The sequence below is a fragment of the Psychrobacter sp. YGAH215 genome, from assembly GCF_007280595.1.
GTDB classification, from domain to species: domain Bacteria; phylum Pseudomonadota; class Gammaproteobacteria; order Pseudomonadales; family Moraxellaceae; genus Psychrobacter; species Psychrobacter faecalis.
Window position 1 is genome coordinate 38,869 of sequence record NZ_VKLR01000019.1, and the last position, 18,181, is coordinate 57,049.

At 43.8% G+C, this 18,181-nt stretch carries 19 protein-coding genes; 10 read left to right on the top strand and 9 right to left on the bottom strand.

What is annotated here, in order from left to right:
- Positions 1 to 61 precede the first annotated feature (61 nt).
- A complete protein-coding gene (locus FOR85_RS09070) occupies positions 62 to 775 on the bottom strand; it encodes an RluA family pseudouridine synthase (RefSeq protein ID WP_144297668.1) in 714 nt (237 codons plus the stop codon).
- Between the two features lie 371 nt (positions 776 to 1,146).
- Between FOR85_RS09070 and trxA the strand changes: the two genes are divergently transcribed.
- The 3 genes from trxA (at position 1,147) to FOR85_RS09085 (ending at position 3,853) form a co-directional block, all read left to right on the top strand.
- Positions 1,147 to 1,473: a thioredoxin gene (gene trxA, locus FOR85_RS09075; RefSeq protein ID WP_068403703.1), complete on the top strand. Its 327-nt coding sequence runs from the start codon at positions 1,147 to 1,149 to the stop codon at positions 1,471 to 1,473.
- Positions 1,474 to 2,045: 572 nt separating this feature from the next.
- On the top strand, positions 2,046 to 3,314 hold the full coding sequence (gene rho / locus FOR85_RS09080; RefSeq protein WP_068403707.1) for a transcription termination factor Rho: 1,269 nt from the start codon (positions 2,046 to 2,048) through the stop codon (positions 3,312 to 3,314).
- Positions 3,315 to 3,607: 293 nt separating this feature from the next.
- Entirely contained in the window at positions 3,608 to 3,853 is a 246-nt protein-coding gene (locus tag FOR85_RS09085; protein ID WP_068403710.1) for a hypothetical protein, read from the top strand.
- 182 nt (positions 3,854 to 4,035) lie between these two features.
- On the opposite strand, the gene FOR85_RS09090 is transcribed toward FOR85_RS09085, so the two are convergent.
- Entirely contained in the window at positions 4,036 to 4,920 is an 885-nt protein-coding gene (locus tag FOR85_RS09090; RefSeq protein ID WP_144297669.1) for a neutral zinc metallopeptidase, read from the bottom strand.
- A gap of 497 nt (positions 4,921 to 5,417) precedes the next feature.
- On the opposite strand from FOR85_RS09090, the gene FOR85_RS09095 reads away from it, so the two are divergent.
- Positions 5,418 to 5,768 (top strand): hypothetical protein, encoded by a 351-nt coding sequence (locus tag FOR85_RS09095; RefSeq protein ID WP_144297670.1) that lies wholly within the window; start codon positions 5,418 to 5,420, stop codon positions 5,766 to 5,768.
- 192 nt (positions 5,769 to 5,960) lie between these two features.
- Here the strand turns inward: FOR85_RS09095 and FOR85_RS09100 are convergent, their stop codons facing one another.
- The 5 genes from FOR85_RS09100 to rpmI form a co-directional block, all read right to left on the bottom strand.
- Positions 5,961 to 6,257 (bottom strand): integration host factor subunit alpha, encoded by a 297-nt coding sequence (locus tag FOR85_RS09100; RefSeq protein ID WP_068403716.1) that lies wholly within the window; start codon positions 6,255 to 6,257, stop codon positions 5,961 to 5,963.
- Positions 6,258 to 6,505: 248 nt separating this feature from the next.
- Entirely contained in the window at positions 6,506 to 8,920 is a 2,415-nt protein-coding gene (pheT, locus tag FOR85_RS09105; RefSeq protein WP_144297671.1) for a phenylalanine--tRNA ligase subunit beta, read from the bottom strand.
- Between the two features lie 68 nt (positions 8,921 to 8,988).
- Positions 8,989 to 10,044, bottom strand: a complete 1,056-nt coding sequence (gene pheS, locus FOR85_RS09110) for a phenylalanine--tRNA ligase subunit alpha (protein WP_144297672.1) — start codon at positions 10,042 to 10,044, stop codon at positions 8,989 to 8,991.
- A 329-nt stretch (positions 10,045 to 10,373) separates the two neighbouring features.
- Positions 10,374 to 10,730, bottom strand: coding sequence for a 50S ribosomal protein L20 (gene rplT / locus FOR85_RS09115; protein WP_058369591.1), 357 nt, complete (start codon positions 10,728 to 10,730; stop codon positions 10,374 to 10,376).
- Between the two features lie 131 nt (positions 10,731 to 10,861).
- Entirely contained in the window at positions 10,862 to 11,059 is a 198-nt protein-coding gene (rpmI, locus tag FOR85_RS09120; protein WP_011281253.1) for a 50S ribosomal protein L35, read from the bottom strand.
- Between the two features lie 352 nt (positions 11,060 to 11,411).
- Between rpmI and hisI the strand changes: the two genes are divergently transcribed.
- The 6 genes from hisI to FOR85_RS09150 all read left to right on the top strand — a co-directional run bounded on the left by hisI (position 11,412) and on the right by FOR85_RS09150 (position 17,120).
- Positions 11,412 to 12,260 carry a phosphoribosyl-AMP cyclohydrolase gene (hisI, locus tag FOR85_RS09125; protein ID WP_144297673.1) on the top strand — a complete coding sequence of 283 codons (849 nt, stop codon included), beginning with the start codon at positions 11,412 to 11,414 and terminating at the stop codon, positions 12,258 to 12,260.
- Between the two features lie 189 nt (positions 12,261 to 12,449).
- Positions 12,450 to 12,689 (top strand): Sec-independent protein translocase subunit TatA, encoded by a 240-nt coding sequence (gene tatA / locus FOR85_RS09130; RefSeq protein ID WP_144297674.1) that lies wholly within the window; start codon positions 12,450 to 12,452, stop codon positions 12,687 to 12,689.
- 25 nt (positions 12,690 to 12,714) lie between these two features.
- Complete coding sequence (gene tatB, locus FOR85_RS09135; protein ID WP_144297675.1) at positions 12,715 to 13,431, top strand: Sec-independent protein translocase protein TatB; 717 nt, start codon at positions 12,715 to 12,717, stop codon at positions 13,429 to 13,431.
- Positions 13,431 to 14,309 (top strand): twin-arginine translocase subunit TatC, encoded by an 879-nt coding sequence (tatC, locus tag FOR85_RS09140; RefSeq protein ID WP_144297676.1) that lies wholly within the window; start codon positions 13,431 to 13,433, stop codon positions 14,307 to 14,309. Before tatB ends, tatC begins: the two co-directional genes overlap by 1 nt.
- A gap of 222 nt (positions 14,310 to 14,531) precedes the next feature.
- Entirely contained in the window at positions 14,532 to 16,031 is a 1,500-nt protein-coding gene (locus FOR85_RS09145; RefSeq protein ID WP_144297677.1) for a UvrD-helicase domain-containing protein, read from the top strand.
- A gap of 66 nt (positions 16,032 to 16,097) precedes the next feature.
- Positions 16,098 to 17,120 (top strand): tRNA-dihydrouridine synthase, encoded by a 1,023-nt coding sequence (locus FOR85_RS09150; RefSeq protein ID WP_144297678.1) that lies wholly within the window; start codon positions 16,098 to 16,100, stop codon positions 17,118 to 17,120.
- A gap of 70 nt (positions 17,121 to 17,190) precedes the next feature.
- On the opposite strand, the gene FOR85_RS09155 is transcribed toward FOR85_RS09150, so the two are convergent.
- Together FOR85_RS09155 and FOR85_RS09160 are read right to left on the bottom strand one after the other, a co-directional pair.
- Positions 17,191 to 17,616, bottom strand: coding sequence for an MAPEG family protein (locus FOR85_RS09155; protein WP_144297679.1), 426 nt, complete (start codon positions 17,614 to 17,616; stop codon positions 17,191 to 17,193).
- 14 nt (positions 17,617 to 17,630) lie between these two features.
- Positions 17,631 to 18,044, bottom strand: coding sequence for an OsmC family protein (locus FOR85_RS09160; protein ID WP_144297680.1), 414 nt, complete (start codon positions 18,042 to 18,044; stop codon positions 17,631 to 17,633).
- Positions 18,045 to 18,181 lie beyond the last annotated feature (137 nt).

Consider the following 18,181-nt stretch of genomic DNA (forward strand, 5'->3'; position numbering starts at 1 on the left):
TGATTTATTTAAAAAAGCTTTTTAAAATGAGCTGATCAAAAAAGTTGTTAAAGAGGAATGGCTAAAAAGGGCATGGACTTTCCCAATCCATCCACGCACCAAGGGTCGGATGTTTTAGGCGCAATTGCTGGGCATGTAAATTCAGCCTCGGCGCAATGGTTAAGGCGTCACCTTCGGCATAAATTGGGTCGCCAATCATCACATGACCGACGTGCACCATATGCACGCGCAGCTGATGACTGCGTCCGGTCACAGGCTTTAACAGCACGCGCGTGACGGCCTGACCGTTGCATTCTTCATGCGCCAATACTTCATACAATGTCAATGCATGCTTTGACCAATCATAGTCAACGATATGCCGCGGTTTGGTCGTGGGCTCATAGCGTACTGGCACTGATATCTCGCCTTTGGCACCGACACGCTGCCACGCCCCAAAGACGCACGCTTGATAGCTTTTTTGCGGCAGGCGGTCGATGAATTGCTTACTAATATGGCTTTGTGCGGCGGCATTCTTGGCAAAAATTAGTAGCCCTGAAGTATCCATATCTAAACGATGAATCAATTTTACCGCCGGATTGGCGCGCTCGAGCCGTGCCAATAAACTTACCTTAAGGCTTTTACCATCGACGCTTAACAGTCCGGCGGGCTTATCAACAACCCAAATGTCGTCGTCTTCATAGACAGTAATGTCTTGGGCAAATTTTTGGAAAAACGCAAGAGGATAGGCATTTTCTTGAGCGTTTAAGGCGTTTATTGCTTCATCGGTAAAAGGCATAAAAATGGGCTACTTATATCAAAAGGTTGGTGGTCTAAAAATAGATTATTCTAATAAGGCAATAAATGATATTAGGGTTTAGAAATATTAACGGCGCTACACGGTAAACATGCTAGATGTAGAATAATACCTGCACTAGATTAGGGTGACAGATAAAACATAACCTGTGTCATTATGTGTCGATTTATTGTGCTAATAGTAATAGTTAAACATTTTAACCCGCCTGCATCTGTCAACTTTGAGCAAACATGTTAATATAATGGCAGATTTTCACCACCTCCTAACCATTCTTTAACCACTCATCGCTCGAATATGACAGTCGTATTGTATGATGACTGGTGATAGAAATAATAAAACAAGAGAGATAAATTATGTCAGACCTTATTGTTAATACCACTGATGCAAACTTCGACCAAGACGTTCTACAATCTGATATGCCAGTGCTAGTAGACTTTTGGGCAACTTGGTGTGGTCCTTGTAAAGCCATTGCACCTATTTTAGAAGATTTGGCGAGCGAGTACCAAGGTAAAGTCAAAATCGTTAAAGTCGACGTCGATAACAACCCGCAAGCAGCGAGCCGTTTTGGTATCCGCAACATCCCAACGCTATTTGTCTTTAAAGATGGCGAAAAAGTCGATTCAGTCATGGGCTTACAGCCAAAAGCTGAACTTGCTAAAGTATTAGATAAGCATCTATAAGTACGGTTAATACACGCCCTCTAATAATCGCTAAAGGTGTTTGTTAAAAATAGCGATTTTAAAGAATGCGCTATGCTATTTATAAAGTACGTATTGAAAAAGCCATTATCTTTTTGAGCTAATGGCTTTTTTGCTGCTTTTCTGAGCAAAAAGCTGGATATTATAGCTTTTTTAGCAAAAATTATTGACAACGCTGTCTTGAACGCCGTATAGTCTGCTGACAAGAGAAAACTAATCATTTTCCTAAGTGTCTTGTCGCTATTCTCCTCGTGTTTATCAACAAAAACACAATCGTCATTATAAAACACCACTACTGAACGCAATGACTAAACACAATTACTGATATTGAGTTTTTGACGCAGACTCTTATGTAGACTTCTTTATCTTCACTTTTTATAAACCTGCCCGACTGTCTTGCAAGGCGTTTATAAGCTGGCACGTAAAACAAATCCTACATAAGCCCCAAGCCCTGTGTATATACCCTCTATCGCCCTACACCCTTTGTTTAATCCTTGTCGTGATTTGTGCTGATAATGGCATCTCTCATCTGATCAACTGCTAATGACCTATCTATGAATCTTACTGAACTAAAGAAAAAATCAATCGCTGAGCTATTGGCCATCGCCAAAGAAATGGGCCTTGATAATATGGCGCGTAGCCGTAAACAAGACATTATCTTTGCTATCTTAAAAACCCATGCCCGTAACGGCGAAGCCATCTACGGCGACGGTGTGCTTGAGGTACTTCCTGATGGTTTTGGCTTTTTACGCTCATCAGAGGGCTCTTATTTAGCAGGCCCTGACGACATTTATGTCAGTCCGAGCCAAATTCGCCGTTTTAGTCTCAAGACGGGCGATAGTATCGCGGGCACCATTCGTCCGCCAAAGGATTCTGAGCGTTATTTTGCGCTACTAAAAGTTGGTGAAATCAACTTTGATACCCCAGATCGCTCGCGTCATAAGCTGATTTTTGAGAACTTAACGCCATTATTTCCAACTGAGCAATTAAAGCTAGAGCTTGGTAATGGTACGACTGAAGATTTGACTGGTCGTATCATCGACCTGATTGCCCCGATTGGTAAAGGACAGCGCTCGATTATCGTTGCACCGCCAAAAGCCGGTAAAACCATGCTCTTGCAATCTATTGCTCAGTCTATCACCCGCAATAATCCTGAATGCTACCTTATCGTCTTGCTCATTGATGAGCGTCCAGAAGAAGTAACCGAGATGGAACGCACCGTGCGCGGTGAAGTCGTTGCCTCAACCTTTGATGAGCCACCGCAGCGCCATGTCCAAGTCGCCGAAATGGTCATCGAAAAAGCTAAACGTCTGGTCGAGCATAAGCAAGACGTGGTCATTTTGCTTGACTCTATCACCCGTCTTGCCCGTGCTTACAACACTGTTATTCCATCATCGGGTAAAGTATTGACCGGTGGTTTGGATGCTAACGCGTTAGAACGTCCAAAACGCTTTTTTGGCGCGGCGCGTAACGTCGAAGAAGGCGGCAGCTTAACCATCATTGCCAGTGCCTTGATTGATACAGGTAGTAAAATGGACAGTGTTATCTTTGAAGAGTTTAAAGGTACGGGTAACCAAGAAATTACCCTTGAGCGTGACTTAGCCGAAAAACGCGTCTTCCCTGCGATTAATATCAAAAAATCCGGTACCCGCCGCGAAGAGCGCCTACTTGATGAAGATAAACTACGTAAAGTTTGGATATTGCGTAAACTGTTACAACCGATGGATGGCGTGCAAGCGACTGAGTTTTTGCTTGATCGTTTAAAAGAAGCCAAAACCAATGATGAATTCTTTGAGCAAATGAAACGTAAGTCACAAAACTAGACCGATAGCATGACTTATAGATTAAAAAAGACCACTTTATGTGGTCTTTTTGGTTTTGCAATTACGCAATTGCAAAAAACAGTTAGCGGACTATCACCATAAATACAATAACTATAAGCAAAACCCCTACCAATGATACAGCGAAGTAACATAATTTACCGTATATTTGCAAAGCTTAGCGTTTCTACTACGGCTTGATAGAGACAAACAAGCTATTATAAAAAGTAGTACAGACATATTTAGATACATCCTATATATTGGATTTCAAATTTGACAACTTAATAGGTGATACCATGAAATTTGCTAAAACTTTTGCACTAACTGCGATTGCAAGCTCAGCTTTGATGATGGGCGGTTGTGCTAACAATGGTTATGGTTACAACAGTGGCTTGAGCAACACTGCTAAAGGCGCTACTGCTGGTGCAGCTGCTGGTGCTCTACTTAAAAGTGGCGGCAACAGTAAAGACATCGCTCGCGGTGCAATTGGCGGCGCAGCAATCGGCGGCGCAGGTGCTTATATCCTTGACCAAACTCGTTAATCACTATTCGTTAGCTATGATTAAATCATTATCTTAATTAAGATGATAGATTACATGAGTATTGAAAAAAGATAGCTGACTATTAAAAAGTTAGCAAGAAAAAAGCCTGCAATGGATTTGTAGGCTTTTTTACGTTTATAGGGTAAGCAATACCCAAATATTTTTATAACACAAAACGAACTCTATAACGCGCCGCTAAAAGTATCGCACGCTTGCACATTACCGCTCTCTAAACCACGGGTAAACCACTGCACGCGCTGTTGACTGGTGCCATGAGTGAAATTATCTGGTACCACAGCGCCGCCGCCGGCACGCGCTAAACGGTCATCACCGATTTGACTGGCAGCATTGATGGCTTCATCAATATCGCCCGCTTCCAAGAACTGTACGCGCTCTTGATTGCGCTGCGCCCAGACACCTGCAAAACAATCGGCTTGTAACTCTTGCATGACGGATAACTTGTTAGCCTGCGCGCGTGTTACTTGACGACTGGCTTCATTGACTTGCTGAGTAATACCAAGCAAAGTCTGCACGTGGTGACCGACCTCATGAGAGATGACATAGGCTTGCGCAAAGTCTCCCGCTTTACCTTGATTTTCACTATCGCCTGAACCTTGTTCATCGCCAGTAATACCCAAACTTTGCCGCATTTCTACAAAAAACGACGTATCCAAATATACCGTCTGATCGCCTGGGCAATAAAAAGGCCCTGTGGCGGCGCTGGCACTGCCGCAAGCTGAGCTGACCTGTCCATTAAATAAAATCAATGACGGCTCTTTATAAGTGCTCCCTGCCTCGTTAAATATCTGATGCCAAACTTCCTCTGTATCCGCCAATACGACTTTTACGAAGCGGGTATCACGGTCATCACTAGTGGCAGGTTGGGTAGAAGTATTGCCGCCACCCGTAATCACTTGCCCCGTTTGCAAGGCGGTCATCGGATTGACTCCAAAAACCAGCCATAAAATACCAGCGATGATAATACCGCCGATACCGCCGCCAATCATCTTGCCACCGCCACTGGTGGTGCGCACATTCGAGCTGCCACGTCTGTCTTGCCATTTCATAATACTTCTCCTAAAAAATCCAATAGCATACCTATCGCTATCGTAGTAAACCCTGTTATTTGATTATTGGTGTTATAAGATATTTGCCTCAATCCTTTGATTTTTTATTCTAGCTTTCAACCATAATCGCTTCTATATTTTTATAGGTATTTAAATGTCAATTTTATTGATACCAAGGCTACCAATAAGCAAAAAATACTCTTAAAATTATGAAGAAAATCCTTTTATAGAAAAAGCGCCAAAACGTCCTGATGTCATCGATTATACGTCGATTAATTTGAGGTGTTGTATTAAAAAGTATATTAAATGAGCAAGTTAAAAGTTGATTTACAATTTTATTGTTACTTAATTGTACAACCTCTTTCCATCCAGAAAGAAATCATATAGAATGCGTGAAAGCTGAGTAGCTGTAATTAATACTAGTTGAATTCTGGGAAATCTCGGAGATTCAACCTTTTTTGCTGCTACTGATCATTTCATTTTCCCGGAGAAACCTTATGAAACTTAAATTACTTGCTCTAGCTGGTATCATGGCTGCAACTATGGGCCTTACTGCCTGTGATAGCAACAAAGAAAACGCTGCTGAAGATTTAACTGACGCGAAAGAAGAATTAACTGACGCGAAAGAAGAATTGGCTGAAGGCCAAGCTGAAGGCGAAGCTATCCCTACTGAAGCTGTAGAAGCTGTTAATGCTGCTGATGCTGAGATCTCTCAAGCTCAAGCTAACACTGCTACTGACGAAATTGATGCTGAAGTTCCTGTAGACGGTACTACTACTAGCATGGACATCGCTAGCGAAACTGATCCTGCTGTAGCTGGTTCTGACGACGTTGTAGTTGTAGAGTAATTTTTATTGCTGATGCAATAATTAGTTACTTGTAAAAAAAGAGAGCTTATGCTCTCTTTTTTTGTGTCTACTATTTATGTTTTATAAAAAGTAGTATGATATAAAAGCGCCACATAAAAAATGATGGTTATCACAGTAATATATTCAATAGACTGTGATAACCATCATTTTCACTTACTGCCGAGATTATTATTAGTCAAATAAGCGCTCATCCACTTGTTGGCGAAACTTCTGTCCTGTTTTAAAGGTGACGACGCGGCGTGCTGACACGGCAACGGGCTCCCCTGTTTTTGGATTGCGCCCAGGACGGCTGTTTTTATCTTTAAGCTCAAAGTTGCCAAAGCCTGACAGCTTGACCTCTTTGCCATCAATCAAACTCTCTGACAACTCGTCAAAAAAATTCTCCACCAAACAGCGGCCTTCTTGGCGTGTCAGGTTAAGATGACTCATCAAATGCTCAATCATGTCAGATTTGGTTAAGGTGCTCACAGTACGACTCCTATGCTATGTCGTGATGTCGAATATCATGGTCTAGCGGTATGAGAATTAATGTTAGTTATTATAAAGGTTTTTTGTCCTCTTTTTCATAAAGTCTGCATGAAAATCCTTTATTAATAACCACTTAACTTTTTTAAGGATGAAAATTTCTATCAGATAATCATTTTTATAAATAGCAAAACGCCATAGCCTCATTTATGCAGAGGCCATAGAGCGTTTTAGATGGTTATATCTTGGTTTTAGCTATCACGCAACTGAGCGGCGTGCTGTTCAGTTAGCGCTTGCACGACTTTATCTGTCGCCGTTTTTACTGCGTCATCAGATAATGTCTGTGCTTTGTCTTGCCATATTAAAGCGAATGCTAAAGAGCGTTGACCAGTCGGTACTTTGTCGCCTTCATACACATCAAATAACCATAAATCTGTCAGCAATTCATCAGCTGCGGCACGAATCGTCGCCTGCAAGGTCTGTAAGCTGATGTCACTATCGACTAAGATGGCGATATCGCGGCGTACGTGCGGGAATTTGCTTGGCGTGGTGATAGCGTGCTGTTCACGTACCAAGGTTAATAATGGCGCCAGTGACAATTGCCCCACCCACGTCGCTGGCAAGTCTAGCTGTTTAGCGGTATTGGGATGGAGTTGACCCAACCAACCGATGTATACCTCATCGATATAGAGCTTAGCACTTTGACCAGGATGTAAGAAGGCAAGCGCACTACGCTCATAGCGGATACGCGCACTGTCGATTTGCGCCGGTAATAACTGCTCAATATCATGTTTAAGATCATAAAAATCTAGCGCACGGTTTTGATACGCTTGCTCATCCCAAACATCGCCGACAGCAACCAACGCAATACTTGGCGTTTGTACCAACTCGCTAATACTTTGACCGACAAAGCTTAAACCCGTTTCAAAGAAACGCACGCGCGGCTGCTGACGATTGAGGTTATATTGCACGCAAGGCAATAAGCTTGATAGCAAAGTACGGCGCATCACTGCCAAGTCGCTAGAGATAGGATTGGCCAGTGCCAACACTTCGCCCAGCGCTTTATCATCAAGCAAGGCTTCTATTTTTGCATCACTAAAGCTAAAGCTAATGGCTTCCATATAGCCATTATTGACCAAGGCCAGCTTCATCTCATGCGTCAAGTCCGCGGTGTCGTCATAATCCATGCTGACTTGCAAATGCGGCAAGACGCTTGGAATATTATCATAACCGTAAATACGGGCAATCTCTTCAATCAAGTCCTCGCGGATACTCATATCAAAACGATACGATGGCGGCGTGCAAATCAGCTTATCTGCTTGCTGCTCTACCTCAAAGCCTAATTGAGTCAAAATACGCACCATCACGGCAGGCTCAATCTCAATACCAATGACCTCACGGACTTTAGTGATTGGCAAAGTAATCGGCGTACGTGTTGGCAAGTGCACGATATTTTCTACTTTTACTATTTGCCCAGCTTGAGAGCCCGTGACACTGGTAATCAAATCAACTGCACGCGCTAGTGCTAACGCTGGTAACTCAAAATCGACACCACGCTCAAAGCGTTGTGAGGCATCGGTATGCAAACCAAAACGGCGCGCGCGTGCAGCGATCGCTAAGGGATTAAAAAAGGCACTTTCTAGGACAATATTGGTGGTGTTATCAGTGACACTGCTGCGCTGACCGCCCATGATACCAGCAAGTGCCAATGCACCTTTATCATCGGCAATGACCAACTCATCACCCGTTAGAGTAATAGTTTGCTCATTTAATAAAGTAATGGTCTCAGCAGGCTGCGCCAAACGTACTACGATATCGCCTTCAATGGTATCAGCATCAAACGCATGTAGCGGTTGACCGAGTTCCATCAATACATAGTTAGTCACGTCAACCAAAAAGTTATGCGAGCGCAGTCCTGACTGTACGAGCGCATCAGTCATCCACTTTGGCGTATCGATGCTACGATCAATGTTGCTGATTGATTGGAGTAAATAGCGTGGGCACGCTTCAACCGCGCTTACTGTTACTGCTGGCGTAGTATTTCCAGCACCGTTAGCATCAGTTGGTACGTTGGCAGGAATCTCAGGCTGCTGCATTGGCAAATCGTTAATGACTGATATCTCGCGCGCGATACCGCGTACGCTGAAGCAATCTCCGCGGTTTGGGGTGATAGAGATATCCAGTATTTGATTGTCTAAACCTAAATACTCACGGATATCCATGCCAATCGGTGCATCACTTGGCAATTCAAGCAGACCATCGATGCTATCGGTTAAATCAATTTCAGAGGCACCGCAGAGCATACCGTTAGAGTCGACACCGCGTAGGTTGCCATTTTTAATTGTAAAGCCTTCTGCGTCGTTAGATGGTAAAACGGCACCAACGGTCGCAACCGGCGCTTTCATACCAACCGTCACATTGGGCGCGCCGCAAACGATTTGTAACGGCTCAGCGGCACCAATATTGACCTGCGTGACGCGCAGTTTATCGGCATCGGGATGCTGCTCGACGCTGATTACCTCACCTACTACCACGCCGCTAAAAGCACGAGCAACCGCAAAGCGATCATCAATCTCAAGCCCTGCCATTGTAAGCTGTTCGGCCAATTGCTCACTGCTATTGTTGGGGTTTACCCATTGACGTAGCCACTGTTCGCTAATTTTCATAAATATCTCGGATCTGAATTTTATAATAAAGATTTTAGAATAAAGGGTGACATATTAATAACGACCATCTAGCCAAACTGTTTTAAGAAGCGTACGTCGTTTTGGAAAAATAGGCGCAAATCGTCGATACCATAATACAGCATGGCAAAGCGCTCAATACCCATGCCAAAAGCAAAGCCGGTGTATTTTTCGCTATCAATACCGCAATTGGTCAGCACCTGTGGGTGTACCATGCCGCAGCCCATGACTTCAAGCCATTTACCATTATCATCGAGAATATCGACTTCAGCAGAAGGCTCGGTAAATGGGAAGAATGACGGACGGAAACGCACGGTTAGCTCTTTGGCAAAAAACGCTTCTAAGAATTCACTAATCAAGCCTTTTAACTCAGCAAAGGTGCTCGACTCTGTCACCATAAGCCCTTCTAGCTGATGAAACATCGGTGAGTGGGTTTGATCTGAGTCATTACGATAGACGCGACCTGGACAAATAATACGAATCGGCGGCTCATTCTTTTCCATGGTGCGAATCTGCACCGGACTGGTATGGGTACGCAGTAAATAATGCGCATCAAAATAGAAGGTATCGTGCATCGCCCGTGCTGGATGATGCGACGGGATATTTAGCGCTTCAAAATTATAATAATCGCTCTCAACTTCAGGGCCAGTGGCAACATTAAAACCCGCTTGGATAAAATACTGCTGCATACGTTGGGTAATCATGGTGACAGGATGCAGATGACCTTTTTGACCACCGCGCGCAGGCAGGGTGATATCAATGCTCTCGCTGGCAAGCTTGGCATTTAATGCCGCCACTTCTAGCTCTTGCTGCTGCGCCGTCAATGCATCTTGAATACGGCTACGCACTTGATGTAACCAGCCGCCGTAAGTTTTTTTGTCATCGCTGCTAAGCTTACCCATCTGCTTTGACCAGCCGGTTAATGGGCTCTTTTTACCGGTCAGTTGCACACGTAAATCTTGCAGGGCGCGCACATCGGTTACTTGTAGAACTAACGCTTCAGCAGCACTGGCAAACTCATTTAACTGGGCTTCGTTTAACTCGCTGAGCTCGGTGGACAAGGTCGGTAGCGCCGACAAATCGGTGGTAGCAGCAGGGGTAGTCATAAGACGCATTCTTCCTGATTTAAACGGACTATTAATAATAGTGATTTATAATTGTAGGGATTTGACCAAATATTGCAAACCATTTACCCACTCATTTTCAACCAAAGGCGTGTGATATAAATGGCTTGAATATTTAGACAATAAAAAGTGCAACTTTACTAAAAACGTTTTACATTTTTGCGGTGTAAAACTGGCTGTAAAATAATTTAATATAAAAAAAGCCACCGACCAGCGGTAGCTTTTATTAATATCGTACTATTAATCAATATTATTGCTATCCATTTAAGCAAACACTCAAACAAGCAGAATACTTAAAGGATAACTAATATTTAGGCTAATTCCGCTTTTGCTTTTTCAACTAAGGCGGTGAAAGTCGCTGCATCATGCATAGCGATGTCAGCAAGTACGCGACGATCGATAGCGATGTTTGCTTTTTTCAAGCCGTTGATAAGGCGGCTATAGCTTAAGCCGTTTAAGCGTGCACCAGCATTGATACGTGCAATCCAAAGACGACGGAAAGTACGTTTTTTGTTGCGACGGTCACGATATGCATATTGACCAGCTTTGGTCACAGCTTGTACTGCTACGCGATAAACACGTGAACGAGCACCGTAGTAGCCTTTTGCGCGCTTTAAGATTTTTTTGTGACGGCGATTTGCCTGTACACCACGTTTTACACGGGCCATAAATTACTCCAAGATTTTTTAATCATTATTAAACGAATCACGATGTCATCAAATAATTGACTAATAGACATCGTTATCAAATTGCAAAGTCAAATATCTTTAATTGATTAAAGCTAAATGACGATAGGCTATTAGATGTATGGGCACATACGACGAACTGCTGCTTCGTCAGACTTGTCCACCATCTTTAGACCGCGCAACTGGCGAATACGCTTAGCTGATTTCTTGGTCAAGATATGGCTTTTGAATGCTTGTTTACGCTTAAAGCCGTTCGCTGTTTTTTTGAAGCGTTTAGCGGCGCCGCTTCTGGTTTTCATCTTAACTTTCATGATGATTTGCCTCTTTGTCTTTGATAGAACCTGGTCGTCAAATAGTAAAAACGAATAGTCGCTTTAAAAACAAGCACTAAACGGCTATTTGCCTCGAGGTGGGAGGCGCTATTTTAGCAGATAGTACGCTGTTTTGCCAAGGAAAGTTTTAATCGATACTTTATAGGGTGCGTTAGTTGATATGAAATACACTACGCGCAAAAACGTGCTGCTGTTATAATTGCGCTTTATTTCCTGCGTTAACATATTGAATGTCAGCGGTAGCTGTGTTTAAGTAGGGTTTGAGTGCTATCTTTATTACTTTATACTTTTTACCACTTTCTCATTTCTTTTATAAGACGACTGATAGATTATGACTTTACCTGCTTGGCTTGCTGCCGTAAATTTTAATACTGATGGTTTGATTCCTGCGATTGCCCAAGATTATGTGTCCGGACGTATTTTGATGATGGCGTGGATGAACACCGAATCGCTGCAATTGACTGCCGAAACGCAGACGGCAGTGTATTTTTCGCGCTCGCGTGGCAAGTTATGGCATAAGGGCGAATCGTCTGGGCATACCCAGCGCGTGCATGATATTCGTTTGGACTGCGACGCTGATGTGATTGTACTGAGCGTCACGCAAGCGGGCGGTATTGCATGTCATACTGGCCGCGAGTCTTGTTTTTATCAGCGTTTGGATTTGTCAGGGCAAATACCTGAATGGCAAACCGTCGATAAAGTATTAAAAGACCCCGCAGAGATTTATCAGACAAACGCCGCAGCAAAAGCCACGCCTAAAACTAATGAAGCGGCGGCGGAAAATATAGACCATTCTAACACCCATCAAAATAACAGCCTTGCTACCACTCATTCTATTTTGCAGCAGCTTGATAAAGTATTGGCTGAGCGCAAACAAGCAGACGCTGACAGCTCATATGTAGCAAGCTTATACGCCAAGGGTCTCAATAAAATATTAGAAAAAGTAGGCGAAGAAAGTACCGAGAGCATTATCGCGGCTAAAGACTTAGCCAATTGCGATGAAAATGTGGATAAAACCCAGTATGACGAAGCGCGTCACGAGCTGATCTATGAGGTCGCTGATGTTTGGTTCCATAGCTTAGTTGGGCTGGCATGGTTTGATATAGAATCAGAAGCGGTATTAAATGAGCTAGGCCGACGTTTTGGTCTGTCAGGTATTGATGAAAAAGCCGCGCGCTAGCGTTTTTTAAGCTTAGCCGTTACCCTGTTTGATTATTGTTGCTTTCACCTTTTTGTCACAAGTGCAGGTTATAATATAATGACGTGTTACTTCGCATAAGCTGTCGATAGCTTTTGTGTACGACAGCAATATTCTATACACTCAAAGTATTTATATAAAGACTAAAAACCAAGACAGAAGGATAGCATCATGGGTAGTTTTTCCATTACGCATTGGCTAATTTTATTGGTGGTGGTGGTGGTCGTATTTGGCACCTCCAAGCTAAGAAATGCCGGTAAAGATTTGGGCGGCGCGGTCAAAGGTTTTAAAGACGCCGTTAAAGATGAAAATACTGAACATGCCAAAAAACAAGTCGTGCTCGATCATGATGGCAACGCGCACCCTGAAGAGCGCACAACCACCAAGGTTGATGACAAGCATAATGTATAGCATTTAATAGTGGCATTGAGACATTATGTTTGATATCGGATTTTCAGAATTACTGCTGTTTGGCGTCATCGCCTTAATCGTTTTGGGGCCAGAAAAACTGCCCCAAGCGGCGCGTACGGCTGGACAATGGTATGCCAAAATTCGTCGTACGGTGTCTACTTTACAGTCTGAAATCGAAGCTGAGCTTGACTTGGCAGAGACGCGGCAGCAAATGCAAAAAGAGCTGGCGAAAATTCGTGAAACTGAAGCAGAAATGCGCCGTGAGATGGCAGAGATGCGCGGCAGTCTGCAAGAATTTGAATCCTCGCAAAACCAGCATCTTAAAGCCGCGCATCAAGTCAATACTGCGAAAGTGGATAGCGCTAGTAATAAAATCGACCATGAAAAAGACGATCATTCATCAGTAACGCCAAAAGAATTTGACTACGCTTACGACCGCTATGACTCCGATAAAAAATTAACAGCGCCTGAACCATTAGAATTACAGAACTCAAATAATGATGCTAATCTGAAAACTGATGTTAACGACAATACCCATCAAATAATCCAAACTGCCATTACCAAACCCTGGGAAAACATGTGGTTTCGTTTGGGCGCTTATGACAAAGCAAGGCGTCTGCAGCCGCCGCCCTACCTGCCCAATTATAAAGCCGATACGTTATTAAATAACCATTTAAATAAACCATCGATTAACAAATCATCAATTCAGCAGGCTTCTGCCAAGCAGCAGGAGAATGATTAGTGGGCTTATTTAAGCGTAAAAAAAGCCGTCAAGAAAAAGTAACGGCTACAGACATCGATGCTATTACAGATGCCGCCACAGATGCCGCTGCGCATGATGACTCTGGTGATATCTTAAGCTCAATGGCTGATATGCCGATTACTGAGCATTTGATTGAATTGCGTCGGCATCTGATTAAAATATGCGTCGCGGTACTGGTGATATTTTTGGCGTTGGTCGGATTTTCACGTGAGCTCTATGATTTTTTATCCGACCCATTGGTTGCTCAGTTGCCCGCCAACTCGACGATGATAGCAACCGATATCACCTCTAACTTTATGGCACCGATACGCTTGACCATATTTGTCGCGGCCTTTTTTGCGATGCCGTATATTTTGTATCAAATCTGGTCGTTTGTCGCACCCGGTTTATATAAAAAAGAGAAAAAAGTCGCCATTCCTGTACTGATGTCCTCGATATTTTTATTTTATGCGGGCGTGGCTTTCTCTTATTTTATTGTACTCAAAGGCGTACTTAAGTTTTTTATCATGTTTGCGCCGCAAAACGTCTTACCGATGACAGATATCGACAGTTATTTAAGCTTTGCGCTCAAGCTGTTTATGGTGTTTGGGCTTACCTTTGAGATTCCAGTGGTGACTTTACTATTGATATTGGCGGGTGTCGTCTCCATTCAGAGTCTAGAAGATAAACGTCGCTATATTATCGTCGGCTGTTTTGGCGTTGCAGCGGTCGTTACACCGCCCGACGGGGTGTCGATGTTAATGCTTGCCATCCCAATGTGGTTATTGTTTGAGCTGGGATTATTTTTAGCAAAAATCTTAATCAAAGAAGAGCGCAGCCTTGATGCAGTAGACGATATAGAATTGAAGAAAGAATAGCTCTACTTATCAGACACTTATTGCAAAACAGCCAACGCGCTAATCTGTTAATATAACCTGCTTATTTCCACCTTTATTTTCTACTAACTTTTTTATTATTGTCCTGTGCGCTTGCAATTTTTTTGCAATCAACATCATGACCAGTCGGCCATTGTTTATGCAGTGGCTTTTTTTACCGTCGCTAATCTTGACCCCATTCTAGTTTTTTTAGGTAGCTTTATTATGTCCGCATCGATGCCAGCTTATATGAGCGATCCCACTGATGAGCAGCTGAACGCGCTAAACATGGCGATGGATCACAAGTCATTTAAAGTGGTCGCTTATGCGGGTGCAGGGAAAACCACGACGCTCAAATTAATTGGTGAGCGTCTGCGCGGTCGCGGCTTGTATTTAGCCTTTAACAAAGCCATTGCCAACGATGCGCGGCAAAAATTCCCCGGTCATGTCGATTGTCGGACGTTTCACTCATTAGCCTACCGTCACGTACCACGTGATATTACCGCTAAATTGTCGTTACCGAGATTTTCACCCAAGCGTTTGGGTGATGATTTGGGCTTACAACCGGTACAAGTACGCCGGCAAATGGATGGGGTGAATAAATATATTACCCTCACGCCAGCGCGCTTGTCGCGGTTTGTCAGTGATGCGGTGAGCAATTTTTGTAGTACCCACGCCAGCTATCCTGCGCCAAGGCATATTGAGTTTCCAAGCTGGCTCGATGATTCTGATGCTGAGCAGCTGCGTGAAATGCTCTACCCTGCCGTCGAGCAGCGCTGGCTACAGTCAATTGATGCGCGCCATCCGGCCGGTATCGGGCATGATATTTATCTTAAATTGTGGGCATTATCGAAGCCCAGTATTCCTGCGGATTTTATCTTATTTGACGAAGCGCAAGATGCCGATCCCTTGATGATGGGGATTTTGACCCAGCAGCCACGGCAAGTGATTTATGTAGGCGACGCCCATCAGCAGATTTATGAATGGCGCGGTGCGGTCAATGCGATGAAAAAACTGCCATTGCCGCAGACTTTATTAACCCAGTCGTTTCGTTTTGGCGAACCGATTGCTGAGATTGCCAATACCTTGCTCAAAGCCTTACAAGAAGACGTACCATTAAAAGGCAATCCTAATAAGCAATCGTCTACCGAAAAAGGCATGGTGCATAGTAAAAAAGATGCCATTCTTTGCCGTACCAATGCTGCGGCGATGTCGCAGTTATTAACTGGTTTAAAACTTGGGCATAGAGTGGCGTTACAAGCCGATACTGATCGTATGCTTAAATTTTGTCAGGCAGCCGAAAACTTAAAAAATGGTAAATCGGCGTATGGCGTGCCCGAACTGGCGTATTTTTATAATTGGGGTGACGTTCAAGAATACTCTGAAACCAATGAAGGCAGTGACCTTAAAACCTTGGTGAAGTTGGTCGATGACCATGGTACCAATGTGTTGACGCAGGCAGTTAACAGCCTAACCCGTATCGAAAATGCTGATTATGTCATCTCAACCGCGCATAAAGCCAAAGGGCTTGAGTGGGGCAAAGTGCAGCTCGATGATGATTTTTATTATGATATAACCACCAATGCGGTCAAGATTAGCCCAGAAGAGCTGCGTCTGCTCTACGTTGCGTGTACGCGCGCGCAAAGCAATTTAGATATTCATAATATTAAAGACTTGGTATCAGGACTGCAGACGGGTAAAAAGGTGATTTTTGGTAATACTTAATCTGCCCGTCTATCTCTCCCCTCATCGCCTTTGCCGACCTCTTTTTATAACATTGACCCTCCTATCATGAATCATAATCAGCAACTTCAAGCACGCCAAAACACCATACAGCAATTATTTGCCAATTCTGTTCGTCTTCTTGCGCCCATGGAAGGCTTAACTGATCCTTTGATGCGCCAAATCCTAACCCAAATTGCGTCAGACTTGGGTCGTCCTTATAATTGGTCGGTCAGTGAGTTTATTCGCGTCACCCAAACTGTCTTGCCAGCACATGTATTTTATAAATACGTACCAGAGTTGCATCATGATGCCAAAACTGCATCCGGTACACCGATTCATATTCAGTTGCTCGGTAGTGACGCGCAATTGATGGCAGAAAATGCCGCTTATGCTGCCGAGCTTGGTGCGCCTGCGATTGATATCAATTTTGGTTGTCCGGCTAAAACGGTTAACAGCCATCGTGGTGGCTCAGTGCTACTTGATGAGCCTGAGGTGATGTATGAGATTATCAGTGCCGTACGCCGAGCTGTACCCGCGCACCTTCCCGTATCCGCAAAGATTCGCTTGGGCTATACGGATACGAGTCGCATGGACGATATCAAAGCGGCGATTGCTGCGAGCGGCGCTGATTGGTTAACCATTCATGCGCGTACCAAAACCCAAGGTTATAAGCCGCCCGCTTACTGGGACAAAATCCAAAATTTTAATATGCTTGCTATACCAGTGATTGCCAATGGTGAAATTTGGAATAGTGAACACGCACAAAACTGTATGACGCAATCCGGTACGACGCATTTAATGCTTGGTCGCGGCGCTGTCACCCGTCCTGATTTGATTGCCGAGATTGATGCCGATAATAACGACACAAAAACACTGACAGCCTTAGCATGGCAAGATTTAATTACCCATCAGATTAAGTTTTTAGAGGGTGCGGCGAAAAACGATGTGGTGTTGGTCGGGCGTTATAAGCAGTGGCTTGGTATGTTGACCAAAGGTTACTCTGAGGCGCAAACCTTGTGGGAACGTATTAAAAGAGAAAAAAATAAAGCGGTGATTATCGCGGCGCTGCAAAATAGTACATGCGAATAAACAGCGCCTTATGATCGATACTGTAAAGGTGTTAAAAATAAAAATCTCAAAGACTTACAGCAGCAATAAGCTAAAAACTGACCCGAATCGCTAAATAAAACAACATCAATGAGCAAGCCATCGAAAGCACCCAAAGAATAGAGCGAAAGGTCGCTAAATTGGTAATATAGGCCACGCAAAACCCAATACGAATCAGCACATAAAGCCAAGCGATGGTATTAATTATCAACTGCGGTACAAAAAACAGCATTGCAACCAATACTGCCGCCAAAAATATAGGCAAGGTTTCATAGCTGTTTTGCTGGGCAGCATTGGCCCGCGCGGCCGCTCCTGTCGTCCCTTGTAAGAAATCACGCGGGTGGGCATTGTCAGCAAAATTAAAACCACCAAGCGCTTTTGCTGTCAGCGCCATCATCAGTGGCAGCAGACTTGCCACCACCATCGCCCAAATAGCCGCTGCGGCACTATCGGGAATCAACCCAAAGAATAGACTCATCAGTATACTCGTCCCTATCCTGCAATCACTTCAAAATCGTGAGTCACATTGACGCCGCCCTGTACCAGCATCCGACTGGCTGAGCAGTATTTTTCGGCCGACAATTTGATGGCTTTTTCTACTTGGCTTTCTTTGACCTCTTGTCCGGTCACCACAAAATGCATATGAATGTCGGTATAAACTGCTGGAATGGTCTCAGCACGCTGAGCGGTCAGCTCACAACGTACGTCGGTCACTTGTTGGCGCGACTTTTGTAAAATTGCCACCACATCGTAGCTGGCACAGCCACCAAGTCCTAATAAAATTAGCTCCATAGGACTGGCGCCCTTTTCTTTATCAGCATCGATTTGGACGTTATGTCCTGATGGCGACACACCTATAAAGGCTTTATTTTCTTGCCACGTGACGCTTGCTTTTGACTCTGACATCTTAGATATTCCTTGTTTTAATTGCTACGACTTTGAATGCGCATGCTTCTTAATTCATATGCTTCTTAATTCATATGCTTCTTAATTCATATGCTTCTTAATTCATATGCTTCTTAATTCATATGCTTCTTAATTTA

Excerpts from the sequence above, each read along its gene's own strand:
- FOR85_RS09070 (WP_144297668.1), bottom strand. The coding sequence starts at position 775 with ATGCCTTTTACCGATGAAGCAATAAACGCCTTAAACGCTCAAGAAAAT.
- trxA (WP_068403703.1), top strand. The coding sequence starts at position 1,147 with ATGTCAGACCTTATTGTTAATACCACTGATGCAAACTTCGACCAAGAC.
- rho (WP_068403707.1), top strand. The coding sequence starts at position 2,046 with ATGAATCTTACTGAACTAAAGAAAAAATCAATCGCTGAGCTATTGGCC.
- FOR85_RS09085 (WP_068403710.1), top strand. The coding sequence starts at position 3,608 with ATGAAATTTGCTAAAACTTTTGCACTAACTGCGATTGCAAGCTCAGCT.
- FOR85_RS09090 (WP_144297669.1), bottom strand. The coding sequence starts at position 4,920 with ATGAAATGGCAAGACAGACGTGGCAGCTCGAATGTGCGCACCACCAGT.
- FOR85_RS09095 (WP_144297670.1), top strand. The coding sequence starts at position 5,418 with ATGAAACTTAAATTACTTGCTCTAGCTGGTATCATGGCTGCAACTATG.
- pheT (WP_144297671.1), bottom strand. The coding sequence starts at position 8,920 with ATGAAAATTAGCGAACAGTGGCTACGTCAATGGGTAAACCCCAACAAT.
- pheS (WP_144297672.1), bottom strand. The coding sequence starts at position 10,044 with ATGACTACCCCTGCTGCTACCACCGATTTGTCGGCGCTACCGACCTTG.
- rplT (WP_058369591.1), bottom strand. The coding sequence starts at position 10,730 with ATGGCCCGTGTAAAACGTGGTGTACAGGCAAATCGCCGTCACAAAAAA.
- rpmI (WP_011281253.1), bottom strand. The coding sequence starts at position 11,059 with ATGAAAGTTAAGATGAAAACCAGAAGCGGCGCCGCTAAACGCTTCAAA.
- hisI (WP_144297673.1), top strand. The coding sequence starts at position 11,412 with ATGACTTTACCTGCTTGGCTTGCTGCCGTAAATTTTAATACTGATGGT.
- tatA (WP_144297674.1), top strand. The coding sequence starts at position 12,450 with ATGGGTAGTTTTTCCATTACGCATTGGCTAATTTTATTGGTGGTGGTG.
- tatB (WP_144297675.1), top strand. The coding sequence starts at position 12,715 with ATGTTTGATATCGGATTTTCAGAATTACTGCTGTTTGGCGTCATCGCC.
- FOR85_RS09145 (WP_144297677.1), top strand. The coding sequence starts at position 14,532 with ATGTCCGCATCGATGCCAGCTTATATGAGCGATCCCACTGATGAGCAG.
- FOR85_RS09150 (WP_144297678.1), top strand. The coding sequence starts at position 16,098 with ATGAATCATAATCAGCAACTTCAAGCACGCCAAAACACCATACAGCAA.
- FOR85_RS09155 (WP_144297679.1), bottom strand. The coding sequence starts at position 17,616 with ATGAGTCTATTCTTTGGGTTGATTCCCGATAGTGCCGCAGCGGCTATT.
- FOR85_RS09160 (WP_144297680.1), bottom strand. The coding sequence starts at position 18,044 with ATGTCAGAGTCAAAAGCAAGCGTCACGTGGCAAGAAAATAAAGCCTTT.